Origin of the sequence: Kutzneria buriramensis (assembly GCF_003387475.1) — a bacterium.
In the GTDB taxonomy this organism is placed as follows: domain Bacteria; phylum Actinomycetota; class Actinomycetes; order Mycobacteriales; family Pseudonocardiaceae; genus Kutzneria; species Kutzneria buriramensis.
Window position 1 is genome coordinate 67,522 of sequence record NZ_QUNO01000031.1, and the last position, 15,894, is coordinate 83,415.

The 15,894-nt window shown below is 67.0% G+C and carries 16 protein-coding genes and 3 pseudogenes; 13 read left to right on the forward strand and 6 right to left on the reverse strand.

Features of this window, described 5'->3' with window-relative positions; translation table 11 throughout:
- The 6 genes from BCF44_RS51025 to BCF44_RS59450 all read left to right on the forward strand — a co-directional run bounded on the left by BCF44_RS51025 (window position 1) and on the right by BCF44_RS59450 (window position 4,864).
- Complete coding sequence (locus BCF44_RS51025) at window positions 1-1,776, forward strand: ABC transporter ATP-binding protein (protein ID WP_116181840.1); 1,776 nt, start codon at window positions 1-3, stop codon at window positions 1,774-1,776.
- Window positions 1,773-2,801 carry an alpha/beta fold hydrolase gene (locus BCF44_RS51030; protein WP_116181841.1) on the forward strand — a complete coding sequence of 343 codons (1,029 nt, stop codon included), beginning with the start codon at window positions 1,773-1,775 and terminating at the stop codon, window positions 2,799-2,801. The genes BCF44_RS51025 and BCF44_RS51030 overlap by 4 nt, the downstream gene beginning before the upstream one ends.
- Window positions 2,802-2,812: 11 nt before the next feature.
- Complete coding sequence (locus BCF44_RS51035; protein WP_116181842.1) at window positions 2,813-3,355, forward strand: DUF5819 family protein; 543 nt, start codon at window positions 2,813-2,815, stop codon at window positions 3,353-3,355.
- A gap of 11 nt (window positions 3,356-3,366) precedes the next feature.
- Complete coding sequence (locus BCF44_RS51040; protein WP_147328999.1) at window positions 3,367-4,020, forward strand: response regulator transcription factor; 654 nt, start codon at window positions 3,367-3,369, stop codon at window positions 4,018-4,020.
- An 11-nt stretch (window positions 4,021-4,031) separates the two neighbouring features.
- Complete coding sequence (locus BCF44_RS51045) at window positions 4,032-4,418, forward strand: thiol-disulfide oxidoreductase DCC family protein (protein ID WP_211353635.1); 387 nt, start codon at window positions 4,032-4,034, stop codon at window positions 4,416-4,418.
- Between the two features lie 236 nt (window positions 4,419-4,654).
- Window positions 4,655-4,864 (forward strand): transposase, encoded by a 210-nt coding sequence (locus BCF44_RS59450; protein WP_394468244.1) that lies wholly within the window; start codon window positions 4,655-4,657, stop codon window positions 4,862-4,864.
- Window positions 4,865-5,267: 403 nt separating this feature from the next.
- On the opposite strand, the pseudogene BCF44_RS58345 reads toward BCF44_RS59450, so the two are convergent.
- A pseudogene (locus tag BCF44_RS58345) lies at window positions 5,268-5,690 on the reverse strand (hypothetical protein).
- A 483-nt stretch (window positions 5,691-6,173) separates the two neighbouring features.
- Between BCF44_RS58345 and BCF44_RS55060 the strand changes: the two are divergent.
- Both BCF44_RS55060 and BCF44_RS51060 read left to right on the forward strand, forming a co-directional pair.
- Window positions 6,174-6,359, forward strand: a complete 186-nt coding sequence (locus BCF44_RS55060; RefSeq protein WP_147329000.1) for a hypothetical protein — start codon at window positions 6,174-6,176, stop codon at window positions 6,357-6,359.
- Window positions 6,360-6,565: 206 nt separating this feature from the next.
- Window positions 6,566-7,696 (forward strand): ATP-binding cassette domain-containing protein, encoded by a 1,131-nt coding sequence (locus BCF44_RS51060; protein ID WP_170218208.1) that lies wholly within the window; start codon window positions 6,566-6,568, stop codon window positions 7,694-7,696.
- A 93-nt stretch (window positions 7,697-7,789) separates the two neighbouring features.
- On the opposite strand, the gene BCF44_RS51065 is transcribed toward BCF44_RS51060, so the two are convergent.
- Both BCF44_RS51065 and BCF44_RS51070 read right to left on the reverse strand, forming a co-directional pair.
- Window positions 7,790-8,014 carry a hypothetical protein gene (locus tag BCF44_RS51065; protein ID WP_147329001.1) on the reverse strand — a complete coding sequence of 75 codons (225 nt, stop codon included), beginning with the start codon at window positions 8,012-8,014 and terminating at the stop codon, window positions 7,790-7,792.
- Between the two features lie 50 nt (window positions 8,015-8,064).
- Entirely contained in the window at window positions 8,065-9,177 is a 1,113-nt protein-coding gene (locus BCF44_RS51070) for a PucR family transcriptional regulator (protein WP_116181846.1), read from the reverse strand.
- Between the two features lie 753 nt (window positions 9,178-9,930).
- On the opposite strand from BCF44_RS51070, the gene BCF44_RS55065 reads away from it, so the two are divergent.
- Together BCF44_RS55065 and BCF44_RS51075 are read left to right on the forward strand one after the other, a co-directional pair.
- A complete protein-coding gene (locus tag BCF44_RS55065) occupies window positions 9,931-10,122 on the forward strand; it encodes a hypothetical protein (RefSeq protein ID WP_147329002.1) in 192 nt (63 codons plus the stop codon).
- Window positions 10,123-10,178: 56 nt separating this feature from the next.
- On the forward strand, window positions 10,179-10,610 hold the full coding sequence (locus tag BCF44_RS51075) for an ABC transporter permease family protein (RefSeq protein ID WP_116181847.1): 432 nt from the start codon (window positions 10,179-10,181) through the stop codon (window positions 10,608-10,610).
- An 82-nt stretch (window positions 10,611-10,692) separates the two neighbouring features.
- Here BCF44_RS51075 and BCF44_RS51080 read toward each other — a convergent pair whose 3' ends face one another.
- Window positions 10,693-12,099 (reverse strand): sensor histidine kinase, encoded by a 1,407-nt coding sequence (locus BCF44_RS51080; RefSeq protein WP_170218209.1) that lies wholly within the window; start codon window positions 12,097-12,099, stop codon window positions 10,693-10,695.
- 50 nt (window positions 12,100-12,149) lie between these two features.
- Window positions 12,150-12,332, reverse strand: a complete 183-nt coding sequence (locus tag BCF44_RS51085) for a winged helix-turn-helix domain-containing protein (protein WP_116181849.1) — start codon at window positions 12,330-12,332, stop codon at window positions 12,150-12,152.
- 351 nt (window positions 12,333-12,683) lie between these two features.
- On the opposite strand from BCF44_RS51085, the pseudogene BCF44_RS59455 reads away from it, so the two are divergent.
- The 3 genes and pseudogenes from BCF44_RS59455 to BCF44_RS51100 all read left to right on the forward strand — a co-directional run.
- Window positions 12,684-12,815 (forward strand): annotated as a pseudogene (locus BCF44_RS59455) (MbtH family protein); the annotation flags it as partial.
- Window positions 12,816-12,992: 177 nt separating this feature from the next.
- Window positions 12,993-13,172, forward strand: a complete 180-nt coding sequence (locus BCF44_RS51095; protein ID WP_116181850.1) for a hypothetical protein — start codon at window positions 12,993-12,995, stop codon at window positions 13,170-13,172.
- Between the two features lie 270 nt (window positions 13,173-13,442).
- Window positions 13,443-13,779: pseudogene (locus BCF44_RS51100) on the forward strand (transposase); the annotation flags it as partial.
- A 962-nt stretch (window positions 13,780-14,741) separates the two neighbouring features.
- Here BCF44_RS51100 and BCF44_RS51110 read toward each other — a convergent pair.
- Window positions 14,742-15,224: a hypothetical protein gene (locus BCF44_RS51110; RefSeq protein ID WP_116181852.1), complete on the reverse strand. Its 483-nt coding sequence runs from the start codon at window positions 15,222-15,224 to the stop codon at window positions 14,742-14,744.
- Window positions 15,225-15,894: the final 670 nt, after the last annotated feature.

Genomic DNA, 15,894 nt, shown 5'->3' on the forward strand with positions numbered 1-15,894 from the left:
ATGCCCGAGAACACTCCGGCCGGCCCCGTGATCACCAGGTTGCTGCGTCCGTACCGAGTCCAGCTCGCGATGACCGGGCTGGTCGGCCTGTTCAGCGCGGTGCTCTCGCTGGCGCAGCCGCTGCTGGTCGGCAATGTCGTCGGCGCGCTGACCGGCACTGGCCTCGCCGGACGGTCGATCCTGGTGCTCGTCGTGGTCTTCCTGACCGACATCGTGCTGCGGGCGATCGAGATGTACCTGCTCGGCCGCACCGGGGCGATGCTGGTGCTGAACACCAGACGCACAGCCGTCGACCGACTGCTGCGGGCCACGATGGGCGCGCATCTGGGACGTCAGCGCGGTGACCTGTTCGTCAGCGCGGTGTCCGACACGGATCTGCTGCGAGGCTCGCTGGTGATGGGTCTGATGAACATCGCGGCCAGCCTGGTCATGGTCGTCGGCGGCGTGGGGTTGATGGCGTTCATCGATCCGCTGCTGACCCTCGTCACCATCGGTTGCCTGAGCGCAGCGGCGGTGGCCAACCTGTTGGTGGCCCGCCAGGTACGCCGGGCGATGGCCCAGAACCGGGAGGCGACCGGCAGGTTCGGCGGGGCTTTGCAGCGGGCCCTGGTCGCGATCGGCACCGTGAAGGTCAGCCGGGCCGAGGAGCGCGAGTCCGCGCGGGTCATCGGGCACGCCAATGAGGCCACCAAGGCCGACATGCGGGCAGTGCGGCTCGAGGCGGCCATGGCGCCGCTGATCAATCTCGGGATCCACGGCTCCTTCGCGGTCGTCTTCACCGTCGGTGCCGCCCGGATCGCCTCGGGAGCGTTGAACACCGGCGGTTTCGCCTCCTACCTGCTCTACCTGTTCTACATGCTCAGCCCATTGATCTCGCTGTTCACCAGCTGGTCGCAGGTCCAGCTCGGGGTGGCCGCGGCCCACCGGGTGACGGGTCTGCTCGAACTTCCCCAGGAACCGGTCGAGACCATTGCCGGCCTGCCGGAGCCGCCGGCCGGTGCGCCCGCGCTGGAGTTCGAGTCGGTCTCGTTCGGCTACACGGCGAACAAACCCGTGCTGCACGACGTGTCCTTCACGACGTCGACCCGGGGCCTGACGGCGCTGGTCGGACCTTCGGGAACCGGCAAGACCACCCTGTTCTCGCTGGCCGCCGCCCTCTGGCAACCCGACCGGGGTCGGATCCTCCTCAACGGTGTCGACCTCCGCGCGCTTCCGCTCGACGTGGTGCGCGGCAAGATCGGCTATGTCGAGCAGGACGCCCCGGTCATGGACGGCACCATCCGGGAGAACCTGCTCTACGCCAACCCCGGTGCCAGCGAGGAAAGCCTGTGGCGTGCGGTGGAGCTGGCCAACCTGACCGAGTGGGTCGACAGTCTGCCCGACGGTCTGGACACCGCGGTCGGAGAGTCCGGCGCCGCCATCTCCGGCGGCCAGCGCCAACGCATCGCCGTCGCTCGAATGCTGTTGCTGGAGCCCGAAGTCCTGTTGCTGGACGAGGCGACGTCGCAGCTCGATGCCGAGGCGGAGCTGGCGCTGCGTCGATCGGTGTACGAGAGGTCGAGGTCGACGACGGTGATCGCGATCGCGCACCGATTGTCCACGGTGGTCGACGCGGACCGGATCGTCGTGCTTGACCAGGGCTGTGTCCGTGCCGTCGGAAGCCACCGGTCGCTTATGGAGCAGGACGAGCTCTATAAGCGGCTGGTCACTACCCAACTGCTGCCCGAGCTGCCCGGTGGGCAGCTCACCGAGACCATTGCCGGGAGTAGCACGTGAACCGCGTCACGCTGAAACTGGCTCTGGCGGGCCTTGCTGGTGTGCTCGGCGCCGTGCCGTTCGCGGTCGGCGCCGCCTACCAGCGGTCCCAGACCCGCAAGGACGACCGGGAGCTGCCGGGACTGGGCGAGCTGGTCACCGTGGACCGGCATGCCATACACACGTGCCGGCTCGGGCACGACAATGAGGGCCCGACCGTGTTGTTCGAGAGCGGCTTGTCCTCGCCGTTGGAGATGTGGACCTGGATCCAGGGGACCGTGGCCGTGTCGGCGCCGACCCTGTCCCACGATCGTGCCGGTGTCGGCTGGAGCGAGTCCGGCCCGCTGCCCCGCACGGCCGAGCGGATCACCGCGGAATTGGAGCTGCTGCTCGAGTCGCTCGCAGAGCCGGGGCCGTTCGTGCTGGTCGGCCACTCCTACGGCGGCATGCTGCTGCGTCATTTCGCCCAGCGGCACCCGGACAAGGTCGCCGGCGTCGTGTTGGTCGACGCAGCCCATCCCGAGCAGCTGACCCGCTCGGCCCGACAGCGCCTCGGACTACCGCTGATGCGCAACAGCGTGCGCAGCAGCCTGTTCTGGTCGCGTTTCGGCCTCGGCCGGCGCACGAGGAAACGGCCCGAATCGCAGTTGGACGGTCTGCCCGAGCCGGCTCGCGCGACCACGTTGGCGCGGATGATGGGCACCCGCAACTGGGTGACAACCGAAGCCGAGGTCGACGCCTGGCTCTCGCACGTGATCGACGAGACCAAGGACACCAGGTTCTCCTCCGGCGTGCCGCTGTACGTGCTGACCGCAGGCGAGACCGCGCAGGCCGACCCAGTGCACCTGCAACTCCAGCAGGAGCTGGCCGAGCTCACCGACACCGGCGTGCACCAGGTGCTGCCTGGCGTCTCGCACCTGGGCATCCTGTGCGACCAGACCGCCGCCCGGCACACCGCCGCCGTGGTGCTCGAGGTGGTCGACGCCGCGCGTGCCGGCCGTGCCCCCAAGCTCGTCGACCCCGAACCCACGACAGACCAGCACTGACGGAGCACACGATGGTCAACACCACTGTCGCCAAGGCGGCCAGGTACTCGCTGTACGCGGTGCTGGGCACCTGGCTGGCCGCGACCTTTGTCAGCCAGGACCCGACCCGCAAGTTCGACAAGATCCGCAAGTTCGACCCGACCGGGTCGCTCATCCCGGACTGGCGCTTCTTCGCGCCCCGCCCCGGCATGCACGACTACCACCTGCTGGTGCGGGACGAGCTGCCCGACGGCGAGACCACGCCGTGGAAGGAGGTCTGCCAGGTCGAGGAGCGGAAGTGGCAGCACTTCTTCTGGTACCCGGGTCGCCGGGCCGAGAAGGTCGTCACCGACGCGGTCTCCGGGCTGATCATGATGCAGCCCGACCTGAAGGACCGCAAGGAGGACGTGCAGGTCACGGTGCCGTACCTGACGCTGCTCAACTACGCCACCCACCAGGTCAAGCACCACCCCGAGACCAAGCGGGTGCAATTCCTCATCGCCACCTCGGCCGGCTACGACGAGTCCGAAGAGCCGATGATGTTGTTCCTGTCCAACCCGCACCCCCTGCCCTGAGAGGGGGCCTCGTGCTCGGACCCAGTGCGATCACCGTCGTTGTTCTCGGCGCGTTGCGCGTGTCCGACGAGAACGTTCGTCTGCTGCGGACCATCGCGCCCGAGATCGGTTCGGTGGAGCTGGTCGCCTCCGGTGAGCAGCTCTGCGCCGAGGCTGCAGTGTGGGGCCGGGTGGTGGGTATCGTCGATGCCGGCACACCAGGGCTTCCCGCGGTCGCCGAGCGCTTTCGCCGGGTCGCGGAGGGAGGTCTGCTCGCGGTGGCGGTGCATCCCAACGAAGCGCAGGTGAAGGAGTTGTTCGCCTGCGGCGTGATGGGTGTCGTGTTGACCAGCGGGCCGGCCGAGGAACTGATCACCGCGGTGCGCGCCATCAGCGCCGGGCACATGTTCGTGCCGCCGCAGTTCCTGCCGGTGCTGGCTGAGACCGTGCTGCGCAACCCGTACAACGAGCGGGCCCGTGAGCTGCGCGGGCTGCTCACCGAGCGCGAGATGGAGGTATTGATGCTGCTGGCCGGAGGTCGCACCAACCCGGAGATCGCCGGCCAGCTGGGAATTTCGGTGGCCACGGTGCGCAGCCACGTGCTGACCATCCTGCGGAAGATGAAGGTGCCGAACCGGACCGTGGCGGCGATCTGCGCGTACCGGTCCGGCCTGGTCGGGGTCTGAGAGGAGGCCGTGTGTCCGACGAAGTGCTGGTGTTTGACGGGGACTGCGGATTCTGCACGGTGTCCGTGATGTGGCTGTTCCGGAACGTGCGGCCGATCGGGGTCGAGGCGATTCGCGGCCAGAGCTTCGACCTCGCGGCACATGGGTTGACCATGGAGCGCGCGCGCTACGAGGTGCTGTGGGTGACGGAGCGCGGCGAAGTCGTCGGCGGTGCCCGCGCCATCGCACGACTGCTGCGGGCCAGTGAGCGATCCTGTTGGCGTCTCGTCGGCCAGGCGTTGAGCACGCCTCCGGTCAGCGTCGTGGCCGGCCTGGTGTACCGCGTGATCGCGCGCAACCGGCAGCGCATGCCTGGCGGCACCGACGCCTGCGCGGTGCGGATCACCAGGGACAGCTGAGAACGTGTTTGAGATCCTGCCGCTCCCCAGTGCCACTGACCTCCGGCAAAGTTGATCAGATGGCACGCGGCCGGCGGTACCCCGCGGATCTCACCGGCGCCGAGTGGGCGGTGGTCGAGCCTCTGTTGCCGCCACCGACAGCACGCCCACAAGGCGGCTGCCCATCCTGGGGGACTGTGTGCAGGTAGGTCACCCGGTGGGAACAGCGACGCCTGACCTTCCGTCTGCTCGACGCCCTGCGGGGCGCGGGTCCGCGCCGACGCCGGCCGTCTCCCGACCCGAGTGCCGGGCTGATGGACTCCCAGACCGTCACGGGCGCCGACACCGTAGGTGCGGACACCCGCGGCTACGACGCGGGCAAGAAACCAGGCGGCCGCAAGCGGTTCATCGTCACCGACACCCTCGGGCTGCTGCTGGCGGTGGTGGTGCTTCCGGCGTGTGTGTAGGACCGGAACGGCGCCAAGCGCCTGCTGCTGGAGTTGCACCACCGCCAGCACCCGCTACTGTCGGTCACCCGCCGCCGGACCCGATACCTATTCGCCGACGCTGGCTTCGCCGGGGCACTGGTGGAGCGGGGCCCGTACCACGCTGCGCACCACCATCGAGATCGTCCGCAAACCCCCTGGCCGGAAGGGATTCTCGGTCATTCCGCGCAGGTGGGCGGTCGAACGGACGTTGTGCCTGGCTGACCGCCTACCGGCGGCTGGCACGGGACTACGAACGTTATCCCGCCACGTCTGAGGCCGTCATTCGGTGGGCATCGATTGCCACGATGACCCGTCGTATCGCCCGTCGCGCACCGGCCGTGCGTCCGGGACGACGCCGCTTCGACCTTGCTACCCGAAGATCTCAAACACCTTCTGAGAGAACGAGCACGCGTCGGGGCGGTTCGGCATCAGGCCGGGACGCCCGACTGCTGTGAGAAGGAAATGTCATGGCTACTTCTACTTTCCTCAAAGGCAGTAGGCAAACCGGCGTCGCAGTGTCCTCGCCGATGGCGCTGGCCGGAGTCTCACCGCGATCGGCCAGGGCCCGCAGCATCCGACCGGCCGAGTAGAGCCCGGAGTTGGCCGAGAACAGCGCCGCGGTGAGCACGATCAGGTTCATGACGTCGCCGACGCCGGGGATGCCCAGTTAGGAGAACACCGTGACGAAGGGCCTCACCCCCTTGCTATAGGACGACCAGGGCATCGGCATCGCTAGCAGTAGCACGGTTCCCGCGTAGAACACGCCGATGCGCCACAGCACGCTGTTGACGGCCCGGGGGATCACCCGGCAGGGTGCTTGGTCTCGCCGGTCGCGACAGCTTGACGGACAACAGGTTCACCGAACTGAGCACGCCGAGCGCGACCAGTGCGGTTATCCCGTAGGGCATCTGCGGAAGCCATTTGTGCATGTAGTAGCCGACGGCGGTGATCTCGGCGATGCCGGCGCCCGCCAGTTCAGCCAGCCGACAGCGAAGCCGGCCACGGGCCTACGAACTCACGAAGAACGCGGCCAGGCTGCAGATCGCGTAGGACAGCACCAGCGAAGGGCCGGCGTTCGCCGGCCGCCCGCCCGTGCCGAGGAAGAGATCGACCCCTCGCACCGCCGATCGCGACCATCTGCACCTGGCGGTTGCCCAGCGGCTTGCCGTAACCGATCGATGCCTCGTCTTCGGACACAGGTGCCCTGCCGACGGGAGAACTCACTGTAGGTGCTCCTCAGCCGAACCGGTCCGCCCGTGTCGCCGGGCTCTCACTGTGATGCCGGACTGTGGCATTCACGCTCTCCTCGGCCTATGGTCTTGAGGAAGACTTGAGCTTTCGTAAAGTAGGAGAAATGAGTAGCATTCGAAGATTCAACGGTATTGTGCTCGTTGTGTCGACGATCCTTTGCAATCTGGCCGCCGATTCCGGAGAAACTGTCGGCGTGGAGGTGTTGTGCGGCACCTTCCGCTGAATGTGGGAAAAGGTGCGCTCTTCTCGGTTAGGTTGTGTGCGATCATCGCTGAGGCTTGTTGCTCGGAAACCATTGGCTCAATGGGGTTTTCCGTGTTTTGCGGTGATCGGGTTCCGTGTGCGGCAATGGGAGGCCGGGTGACTCTCGAACCTGGCGATCGTCAGAGCTGGGCCGACGCGCGGCGCGGTCTGACGGTCGGGCGGATCGTGGCGCTGCTCGCCGACACTGGGGTGAGCCGGCCGGTCCTGTTGGCCACGGTCGCATCACTTGCCCGGTCGACCGCGGCCGGAACCGCCGTTGTGGCGCGGGACCTCGGCCTGGTGGAGTGGATGACGATCGCGGAGAACATCGCGCTGGGCAACGGGTTTCCCCGACGGCGCGGAATCATCGACTGGCCGGCGGTGCGCGAGCGGGCCGATCGGGCGTTGTCCGTGGTCGGTCTGCCCGCCGATGCCGAGGACAGGGTATTCGATCTCGCGCCGACCCAGCGGATGCTGGTGGCGATGGCGCGAGCACTCGCCAGGCATCCGGACACGCTGGTGCTCGAAGAGCCCACCATTCACCTGCCGCCGCGGGGTGTGCGGCGGCTGTTCGACCTGCTGGACGAGTTGAGGTCCACTGGCGTGGACATCTTCCTGGTCTCGCGTCGTGTGGACGAGGTGTGCCAGCTGGCTGACGAGGTCCTGGTGTTCAGGGACGGCCGGGTGGTGCGCGCCGGCCCGCTGGCCCGCTTCACACCGGTGGAGCTGGTTCGCGCGGTGACGGCGGAAACGACCCCGCGCCTGGAGGTCGGGGCAGTCGGTCATTCGGTGAGACTCGAGCTGGATCAACTGCGCGTCGGCGTAGCCGGTCCGGTGTGCCTGACCGTCCGCGCCGGGGAAGTCGTCGGGTTGCTGGGCGTCGACGGACCGGGACCGGAGCTGATCGGTCGTGCGGTGGCCGGTCTGGCGTCAGCCCATGGTGGCCGGATGCGGTTGTGTGGCAAAGACTTTCAGCCCGGCAACCTTGCCGGCGCAGTCGACCGGGGGGTCGGATTCGTCACCACGGGCGACCTCGCGATGGTTGACGGTGACAAGGGCGTCGTTATCTCGCGCCTGTTGGAGATCGGACGGCACGTGATCGTGCTGGAACAGTCGACGCACGGCCCCCAGTTTCGCGGAGTGCTGAGACAACTGGTCACCCGTGGCGCCGGTGTGCTGCTGGTGTCCACCGATCTGGCGCAGGCGGCCACAGTGTGCCATCGCGCGCTGGTCTTTCGACACGGCCAAGTCCGCGACGAACTGGTCGGTAGTGAGGTCACCTCGCCGGCGCTGCTTGGCTCCGCATGTGGATTGTGATCCCCCACGTGGCGCGGTCGTGCCCTCGCTCCGCACACGACGAAACCAGATCCCCGGCACAGTTTGGAAGCCGGCTACCGCCGCGGCGGGTGGTCAACAGGTTTCAGGGTGCCGCGACACGGTCGCCAACTCGCCCATCCGGATACGTCGCTCCGACTCGCAGGTCCCACAGTGCAGCAGCTCGTACTTGGCCAGCGTCAGGTCGGTGCCGGCCACCTGGAGCGCACGTTCCGTGGCATGGCGCACCATATGGCCCATCGTGACGAAGGAAATCCAGGCATCTCCTTGTTCATCAGTCAGCCAGCGCACGTCCGCCATGACGCCATGGTCCGTCCGGGCCAAGGTCATCGAGCCGGGTGGCCGGCGACTCAGCCGGCCGCCGAGGCGGCCGCCGGCCGCGGTGGGACGGTGATCTGGGCCTGAACCGTGCACACTGTCAACGCGGCGGACAACAGGTGGATTCCCCTTATGCTGTTGGGATTGTGCCCGGTGAGCTGTTCGATCCGCTGCAGCCGGTAGTCGAGGGTGCTGCGGTGGACGATGAGACGTTCGGCGGCCTGGCTGCGGTTTCCGTCGGAGGCGATCACCGCCCGCAGGGTCTCCAGCAGGGCCGGCTGTTCCAGCAACGGTTCGATGATGCGTTTCAGGTCGACGCTCACCGAGGACTCCCGCACCACCGCGTACTCGATCAACACGTCGTCGATGCGGTAGACGGACGGATCCAGGTCCGCCCCCATCGCCAGCGACAGCACGTTGCCGGCCTCGCGCCGGCCGAGCGGGATCTCGGCGGCCGGCCGCCAGCTCACCGCCAGCCAGGCGTTGCCGGGCAGTTGCCGGTGTGCCTTGCGAGCCAGCTCGTAGGCTCGTTCGCCGTCCGCCGCCGGCAGCAGGGCGAAGCCGCCGCGGCCCGAGACCGCGGTGAGGACTCCCGGACCGCCGACCGACTCCATGGCACGCTCGAGTGTGCTGTCCTCGACGTCACGGTAGTGCGCCGCGATCACAGCGTAGGCGGGAGCTATGTCGTACCCCTCGCCGTGCTGGCAGTTCTCCCCGGACAACAGGGCCCTCGCGCGGCGGTTGCGATTGGCCCGGCTGAGCGTGTTGGGCGTGTGGACGACGGTCTGGTGGGCGCCGCCGAGCAGCTCGCTGACCAGGGCTGTAGCCAGTTCTGTCACCACACGGGCGGCCGCGGTGAAGTCAGCCGAGTCGGAGAGCAAGGTGAGCACCGATTGGCAGAACTCGTCGAGTGCGGTGGCCAGCGGCTCATGCGGGATCGAGCCCTCGGCGCAGCGAATGCCGACAACTCGGGCTCGTCGGACCGTGTTGCCCGGCTGTGGTCGGCGACCGGCGAGCACGTCCGCGAAGACCGGAACCATGAGCTCGAACAGTGAGCCGAGTACCGACCTGCCGGGCTCCGGCAGCCCGGACCGCACGCCCTCCGCGATGTGCCACAACGCTGTTTCATGATGGGAGGATTCCATGGCGCACCCCCGGGGTGACGTGGTATGACCGGGCTCCCACCCTACCTCGGGCGGATGACTGAGCTCTCCAGAGAATGTGGGAAATCCTTCGGTATTGGGCGCATGCGCAGCGACAACATGAACTTTATTCACATATTTGCCTATGTGAGCTCGCGTATGTGTGTCGGCTGTGATGATGTGGCACTCCGGTTCGGGATGGGAATCGGCGGCCCCGAGGAGGCGCGTCAACTATGTGCGGAATCCTCGGCGCTGCTTGTATCGCCGCCAACGGATGATCTAGCGTACGGCCCGCCGACCGACCGGAGTCGGTTGGAGGCTTCATTGTTGCGCTGGCTCGCACCGCCAGTGATCGTGATGGCATTGGTGGCCGCCACAACCGCATGCTCGCTCGCTGTCGACGGCCGCGGACCGACGATATGGGCTCACCCGCGGGGGGCGGCGAGGTGGCGGCGTTGCAGAAAATCGTGGGCGGCTTCAACAGGAACCATCACGGGACCCTGGCGACGCTGCGGCTGATCCCGGAGGCTGACTACCCAAGGTGCTCACAGTCACCCAGCCCACGCCAGTGCCCGATGTGGTCGAGTTCGACGGACCCACCATGCGCAGCCTGGCGTACGACGGAAAGCTGCGCCTCGTTGACGATGTCGTCGGCCCAACAATGTTGGCGGACATCACGAGCTGACTGGCCTCGAGTGGGACCACGCAGGTCGGCCGGCACTACGGGTGGGCATGTTCGTTAGTCCCGTGTTCTATATGCTGATCGGCAGCGTGACGCCGACCGACAAGGTGCTCGACGGGCCGTCGGTGTTCGTGCCCCATCCGTTGACGTTGAACAACTTCATTGGACTGCTTGCCCGGTTCAGCGGTCCCGACACCGGCTATTCCTGGGCTTCGTCGGAGTTGCCCTGCTCACGACCGGCGCCGTCGTGTTGGTCGGGCTACTGATCAACTCGCTTGCCGGCTACGCGCTGGTCAGGCTGCGCCGGCGCGGGCGGTGACTGGTGCTCGGTTCGGTGCTCGCGGTGTCGGTGGTTCCGTTCGCGGGCTTGGCCATCCCGCTGTCCTACCTGCTGGCCGGCCAGCGCGACAGCCTGACCGCGCAGGTGCTGCCGTCCATGGCCAACGCCTACACATACAGGTTCTGCACCCGTGTTCCGCGAAGTCGCGGCGGACGTGAGGACGCGTCCGAACTCTACGGCGCGGGTGTACGGCGGACCTGCTTCGCCGTCGTGGCACCGATGAGCAAGCCGGCGTTCGCCTCGGCCACGGTCCTCACGTTCCTCACCCAGTGGGGAAGCTTTCTGTGGCGGGTGCTCATGGTCAGTGATCCGACCGTGCGTCCGCCGCCGTTGGCCATCAGTGTGCTGCGGGGCAGCCGCCGTACGACTGGGGCCAGGTCATGGCCTTCGGTGTGGTGGTGCTGCCGGTGCTGATCGTGTTCGTGGTGTTCCAGCGGTGGTTCGTGCATAGCCTGGCCAGCGCCGCAGCGAAAGGCTGAGGGGTTCGCGTCGATGGTCAGGGGCGTTTGCCTGGCTCCGCGCTCGCCAGGTCGGTGAACCGGTCGGCGGGCAGCGCGGGCAGCGCGACGCGGAACCAGGCGCCCCGGATGCAGGGCAGAACCCGCACCGAACCGTTGTGCGCATGCACGATCGCCGCCACGATGCTCAGCCCGAGCCCGCTCCCCATGCCCGATCGTTCCTTGGTGTGCTCGTCGTGGCGGGACCGGTCTCCGCGGAAGAACCGCTCGAAGACCAGCTCGCGCTGCTCCGGCGGAATGCCGGGACCGTCGTCGACGATGTCGATGAAATGTAGTCCGTCCTCGCCACACAGCCGTACCTGCGCGGGTGTGCCGGTCGGCGTGTGCGCGCGGATGTTGGCCAGCAGGTTGGCCACGACCTGGTGCAGTCGCTGACAATCGCCGCCGACCAGGTGCGGCCCGTTGGCCTCGGAGTAGGTGAGCTCCCTGCCGTGGTCGGCGGCCCGTGCGTCATGGACTGCGTTCTGGCACAGCAGGGCCAGGTCGACCACCTCGTACTCCAGTGGCCGCCCCTGGTCCAGCTCGGCCAGCAACAGCATCTCCTGCACGAGCGAGGTCATGCGGTCCGACTCGCTGCTCACCCGACGCATCGCCTGCCGGAACTCCACCGGATCGTCCAATGCCCCGAGCAGGGCCAGCTGCGCGTAGCCGGAGATCGCGGTCAACGGGGTCCGCAACTCGTGACTGGCTGCCGCGACGAACTCACGCAGCCGCTGCTCGGCCTCCCGGCGTCGGGTGAACGAGTCCTGGAGCCGCTGCAGCATCGTGTTGAACGATCGAGCGAGGCTGGCGAACTCGGCGCTGGATTCGTCCTCGTCGACCCGCTGGGACAGGCTGCCTTCCGCGATGTGCTCAGCCGCCACGGTGATCGAGTGCAACGGGCGCAGCGCGCGCCTGGTGATGGTGAGGATCGTCAGGATCAGCACACCGAGGACGACCAGCGCGACTATGCCTTCCATCGTGCTGAAGTCCTGCCACAGCTGGAGGTAGCCGATCACGGGCGCCGCGACCACGACGTACTCGCCAGTGGCCAGCCTGCCGGCCGCGCCGATGAACGAGTTGCCGCCCAGCATCTGCGCCCGGCCGGAGTCGGCCATGTCCCGCAGCTGCGCCAGAGCCGGGGTTGGCACGTCGTGCGCGCCGTTCTCGTTGTCGGCGTAGTACCGGACGAGCTGCCCGTCAGGTGAGATGAGCAGTGTGGCGCACTCGTTCCCGGCGCTATTGTGCGAATCGGGACGTGCTTGCGGCGATTCGGAGACCTTGTCGAGGTAGGCGACCATGAGGGTCCGGCTGCTCTCCACGCCCCGCGAGAGCTTGTCCAACAAGGCCTGGTGGCCGGCGACCACGGTCATCACCTGCACGGCGACCAGTCCCGCCACAGTCACCCACACGAAGCTGACAACCAGCTTCGCACGCAGAGACCGACCGCGGCGCCTCATGCGGCGCCAGCCAGACAGCCGAATCCGTGCACGGTGCGGATCAGGCCCTCCAGCTTGCTCCGCAGGCACCCCACGTGGGTGTCGACCTGGGACGTGCCGCTGCCGACGGTGTTCTGCCACACCCCGTCCAGGATCTGCTCGTCGTCGGTGACCTGGACTGTCGGCAGTGGTCGGCGGATTCATCGAGCCCCCATGGGCAAGCGCAGTCAACGTTCTGCATGCCATCTTCCGGTCCTCATGGCCTGAACCACCGGCTTTGCGTGTTTCGTGGATCCTCTTCGTCGTATTGACGGTTTGGAGTGGACGTTCCGAGTGGGTGGGGAGCCCGCCTCGGAATTGTTCTGAACTCGTTTGGTGGGCATGCCGTCCGGCGTCGAGGTCGTCCTATAATCATGTGGAGGTCATCCTATGATCATGCCGTTCCATGATCGTCTGACCGAGAAGAACCTCGCGGGCACCAACCCTTTCGACGGCGACACCATCCAAACTCTCGTGTTGGTCAACGACGAGGGCACGCCTCCCCGTGGCCGGCGTTCGCCGCGGTTCCGGCTCGCTGGCTCACGGCGTACGGTCCGGACACGCTGGCCCACTGCCTGAACTACGTGGAGCGGAACTTGACCGACACGTGGCCCAAAAGCCTCACCAAGGCGATGGGGGAGTGACCGACATCCCTGATGGGCGGCCGGGTGCCGGTCTGGCCCGTGAGCTCACCCAATGGCAGCTGTCGATGATCGCCATCGGAGGGATGATCGGCGGGGTCTGTTCGGTGGTCTGGCCGTTGTGCTGAGCTGCGCGCTGACCGAGGTGATGATCCTGTTGGTGACGCGCAGCCGGGCGAGATGGCCACGGCCGACCCGCATACCGGCTCGTTCTCCGGCCACGCGGAGAAGGCCATCGGTCGGTGGGCCGGCTTCCCGATGGAGTGGCTGTACCGGTGGTTCTGGGTGATGACGGTCGGCGCCGAAGCCACGGCCGATGGTGCGATCGTGGACCGCTGGGTGCCTGCCGTGCTGCAATGACTGTGGGTGTTGGCGCTGGTGGCCACGCTGATGGTGACCAACCTGTCTTCGACGAGGTCCTAAGGTGCGTTCGAGTACTGGCTCTCCACGAAGAAGGTCGCCGCGATCGTGGCCATTCCGCTGGTGGGCTTCGGCGCGATCATCACCAGCGTGGTGCTACCTGTGGACCTCGGTCGGCCCGGCGGCCTGGTCCCCAACGGGACCGGGCCGGCTTCCTCGGCGATGTTCGTGGTGGTCTTCTCCTTCTTCGGCGCCGAGATCGCCACCATCGCGAAAAAATGGGGATCGTTGACCGGGCCGAGCTCCGTCGATCGCGGCAAGCCCGGCTCGAAGATCCATGTTCTGTTCGACCGGACCGGTCTGCCGTTCTCGGTGGCGATCTCTGCTGCGAACACCAACGACGCATACGGGCTCAAGCCGTTGGTGCGGACCATCCCGGCGGCGCGGTCGAGGCGTGGTCCGCGCCGGTGTAAGCCCGGGAAGTTGCACGAGGACAAGGCCTATGACACGCGAGTTACGGGCGTGGGTGCGTGAGCAGGGCAGCACGGCCCGGATCGCCCGCAAGGACACCGAGCTCACGATCGCCTGGTTGCTGGGCTACCGCCGGCGGCATGACCCCGCTGGGCTGATCCAGGTGATGTGGCCCCCTGTTGCTGAGCCACGGTTATGAGAGTTGAGGGCGTCTCATCCTCGTCGGGGCTGATGTTGCCGAGGTAGCTGTGGCGCCGGTAGAGGTTGTAGAAGTTGTCGATGTAGCCGGCCGTCGCCACGGTCAGCTCCAGGGTCGGGGATCACTTGCGGGCGTTGAACAACTCCGTCTGCAGGCGCCCCCAGAACGACTCTATGACCGCGTTGTCGAAACAGTCGCCGACCGTTCCCGCCGGCGATCCTGAAGCTCCTCGCGTTCTACAGCTACGCCGCGGCTGCCGTGAATCAACCCTCTCAGCTGGCCAAGGCGCGCGGCGCGATTGCGTCCTTCGCCTGCAACCGTGGTCTCCTGCTCGGCACCACGTTCGTCGACCAGGTGCTGCCGGACGGTAGGGCGGGGCGGCCGGGACTGGCCGCGCTGCTGAGCGTCTTGGGGCTCCCCAGCACACACGGAGCCGTCGTAGCCGATGTGCAGCACCTTTCGTCGGAGCCGGCAGAGTTCGAAGTGTTCGCTGAAACGATCGCCCCGGATCGGCAGCACGCTCTACGTGGCACAGAAGGCACAAGTGTGGCGGCCGAGTAGCGTGCATCCGGACAGCGAGGAGCCCGACACGCGGCCGTCTGATGCCGAAGGCTGGCGGGCCGCTCGCGCTGACCGGCACAAGTACCGGTGGATCTTGTGGGGGACCGAGGATGAGTGAAGCTGGTGCCGTGCGTATGACAGGGGGCCGGCTGCAGTCGTGGTCCGATGCGCTGGCTGCGCCGACGCCGTTGTGGCCTGGCACTGGCAGAGCTGACATCGCTGTGCTCGAACATGGTTTGGGGCTCCTCGGGAAGCGAGGCTCCGAAGCGTCTGTGAGCGACTCGGGCTGTGGCACTGAATGGTGTAGCGTCGGGCCAAAGGGCCCATCGGTGCGCCTCCTAGCGCCTTCTGGCTCCAGCCCGTGGCCGGCGGCGGTACCGCACGTTGCCGAACCAACTCACGTACGAGGCCGGCAGTGGCTCTCGGTGCTCCTGCTTGATCGCCTCAGCCCGTGGCCAGCAGCGGCGGCACCAAATATCCTCGTCCTTGCCCGGATTCGCGTAGCTTTGAAGGAAGAGGTCGATCCGGGCGAGGACGTCGTGGCCTGACGGCTGGGCGAAGAACAGGTGTGCAAGGTGCAGCAGGACAAGGCGTGCGCAGGTCTTCGCGTCGGCGCGCTTCGGGACGGCGATGTCGTTGTCGCTCAGGGGAGAGAGAGGCTGTTCTCGAACCCGGACAACTTCATGCGCCTCGCCGGCAGGCCCAACCAGGCTTGCAATTGCTTCTGACTTCCCGCGATCACCATCTTCTCTGCCCTCATGCCAGTACGCACCATCGTACTCGATGACGACGATGAGCTGGTCCCAGAAGCGGAAGGCCATGTCTGCGCGCAATACGCCGATGCCGTTCGGCCAGTAGTCTCGCTCGCCGCGACCAAGGACAAGCTCAAGCAGCGTGAACAGTTCACGTTCAATGTTCGACTGTCCCGGAGCCAGCTCCGCCGCGCAGTGCCCCGGTGGACACTGTGCCCGGTACCTGCCGACTGACGGGCCCCTCGTGCGATGCGATATGATCATATTGTAGAGGCACGCACTGACAGTTTCGCTCCACCGCAGCTCAGGAACCGTCAGCGCGAGCTGTGCTTCACGCTGAGTTGGCGTGGCGGGGCTCGTGCTTCAACGCCGCCGAGGCGGGTGTCGCTGAGAAGCATCTGCTCAGCCTGTTGGACCGAATGATCGACAGGCACCTCAGCCCGCCGAATCGCATTGTGTCAGCGACGCGCGAAAGATGGTTCTGGCACGGCTTCCGTGAACTTGCCCCCGCCATCGAGGTCGCAGCCGGCTAGTAGGACTTTGTTAGGTCGTCATGGTGGCCGCTGATGACATGTGGGGCATCGACCACTCCAGGTCGCGAGCAACACCTGGAGCACGTGCAGGATCTTGTAGAAAGTCAAGCTGCCCCAACAGCTTTTGGGTCGCTCAGACGCAACTCGGTCAGGAACAGGTGTGCGGTCGAGACCAGGGTGACGTGACGGTGCCACCCGATCCAGGA

What these genes read in the sequence shown, in the direction of transcription:
- BCF44_RS51025 (WP_116181840.1), top strand. Translation starts at nt 1, where the DNA reads ATGCCCGAGAACACTCCGGCCGGCCCCGTGATCACCAGGTTGCTGCGT.
- BCF44_RS51035 (WP_116181842.1), top strand. Translation starts at nt 2,813, where the DNA reads ATGGTCAACACCACTGTCGCCAAGGCGGCCAGGTACTCGCTGTACGCG.
- BCF44_RS51065 (WP_147329001.1), bottom strand. Translation starts at nt 8,014, where the DNA reads ATGGCGGACGTGCGCTGGCTGACTGATGAACAAGGAGATGCCTGGATT.
- BCF44_RS51070 (WP_116181846.1), bottom strand. Translation starts at nt 9,177, where the DNA reads ATGGAATCCTCCCATCATGAAACAGCGTTGTGGCACATCGCGGAGGGC.
- BCF44_RS55065 (WP_147329002.1), top strand. Translation starts at nt 9,931, where the DNA reads ATGCTGATCGGCAGCGTGACGCCGACCGACAAGGTGCTCGACGGGCCG.
- BCF44_RS51095 (WP_116181850.1), top strand. Translation starts at nt 12,993, where the DNA reads ATGGCCACGGCCGACCCGCATACCGGCTCGTTCTCCGGCCACGCGGAG.
- BCF44_RS51110 (WP_116181852.1), bottom strand. Translation starts at nt 15,224, where the DNA reads ATGGCCTTCCGCTTCTGGGACCAGCTCATCGTCGTCATCGAGTACGAT.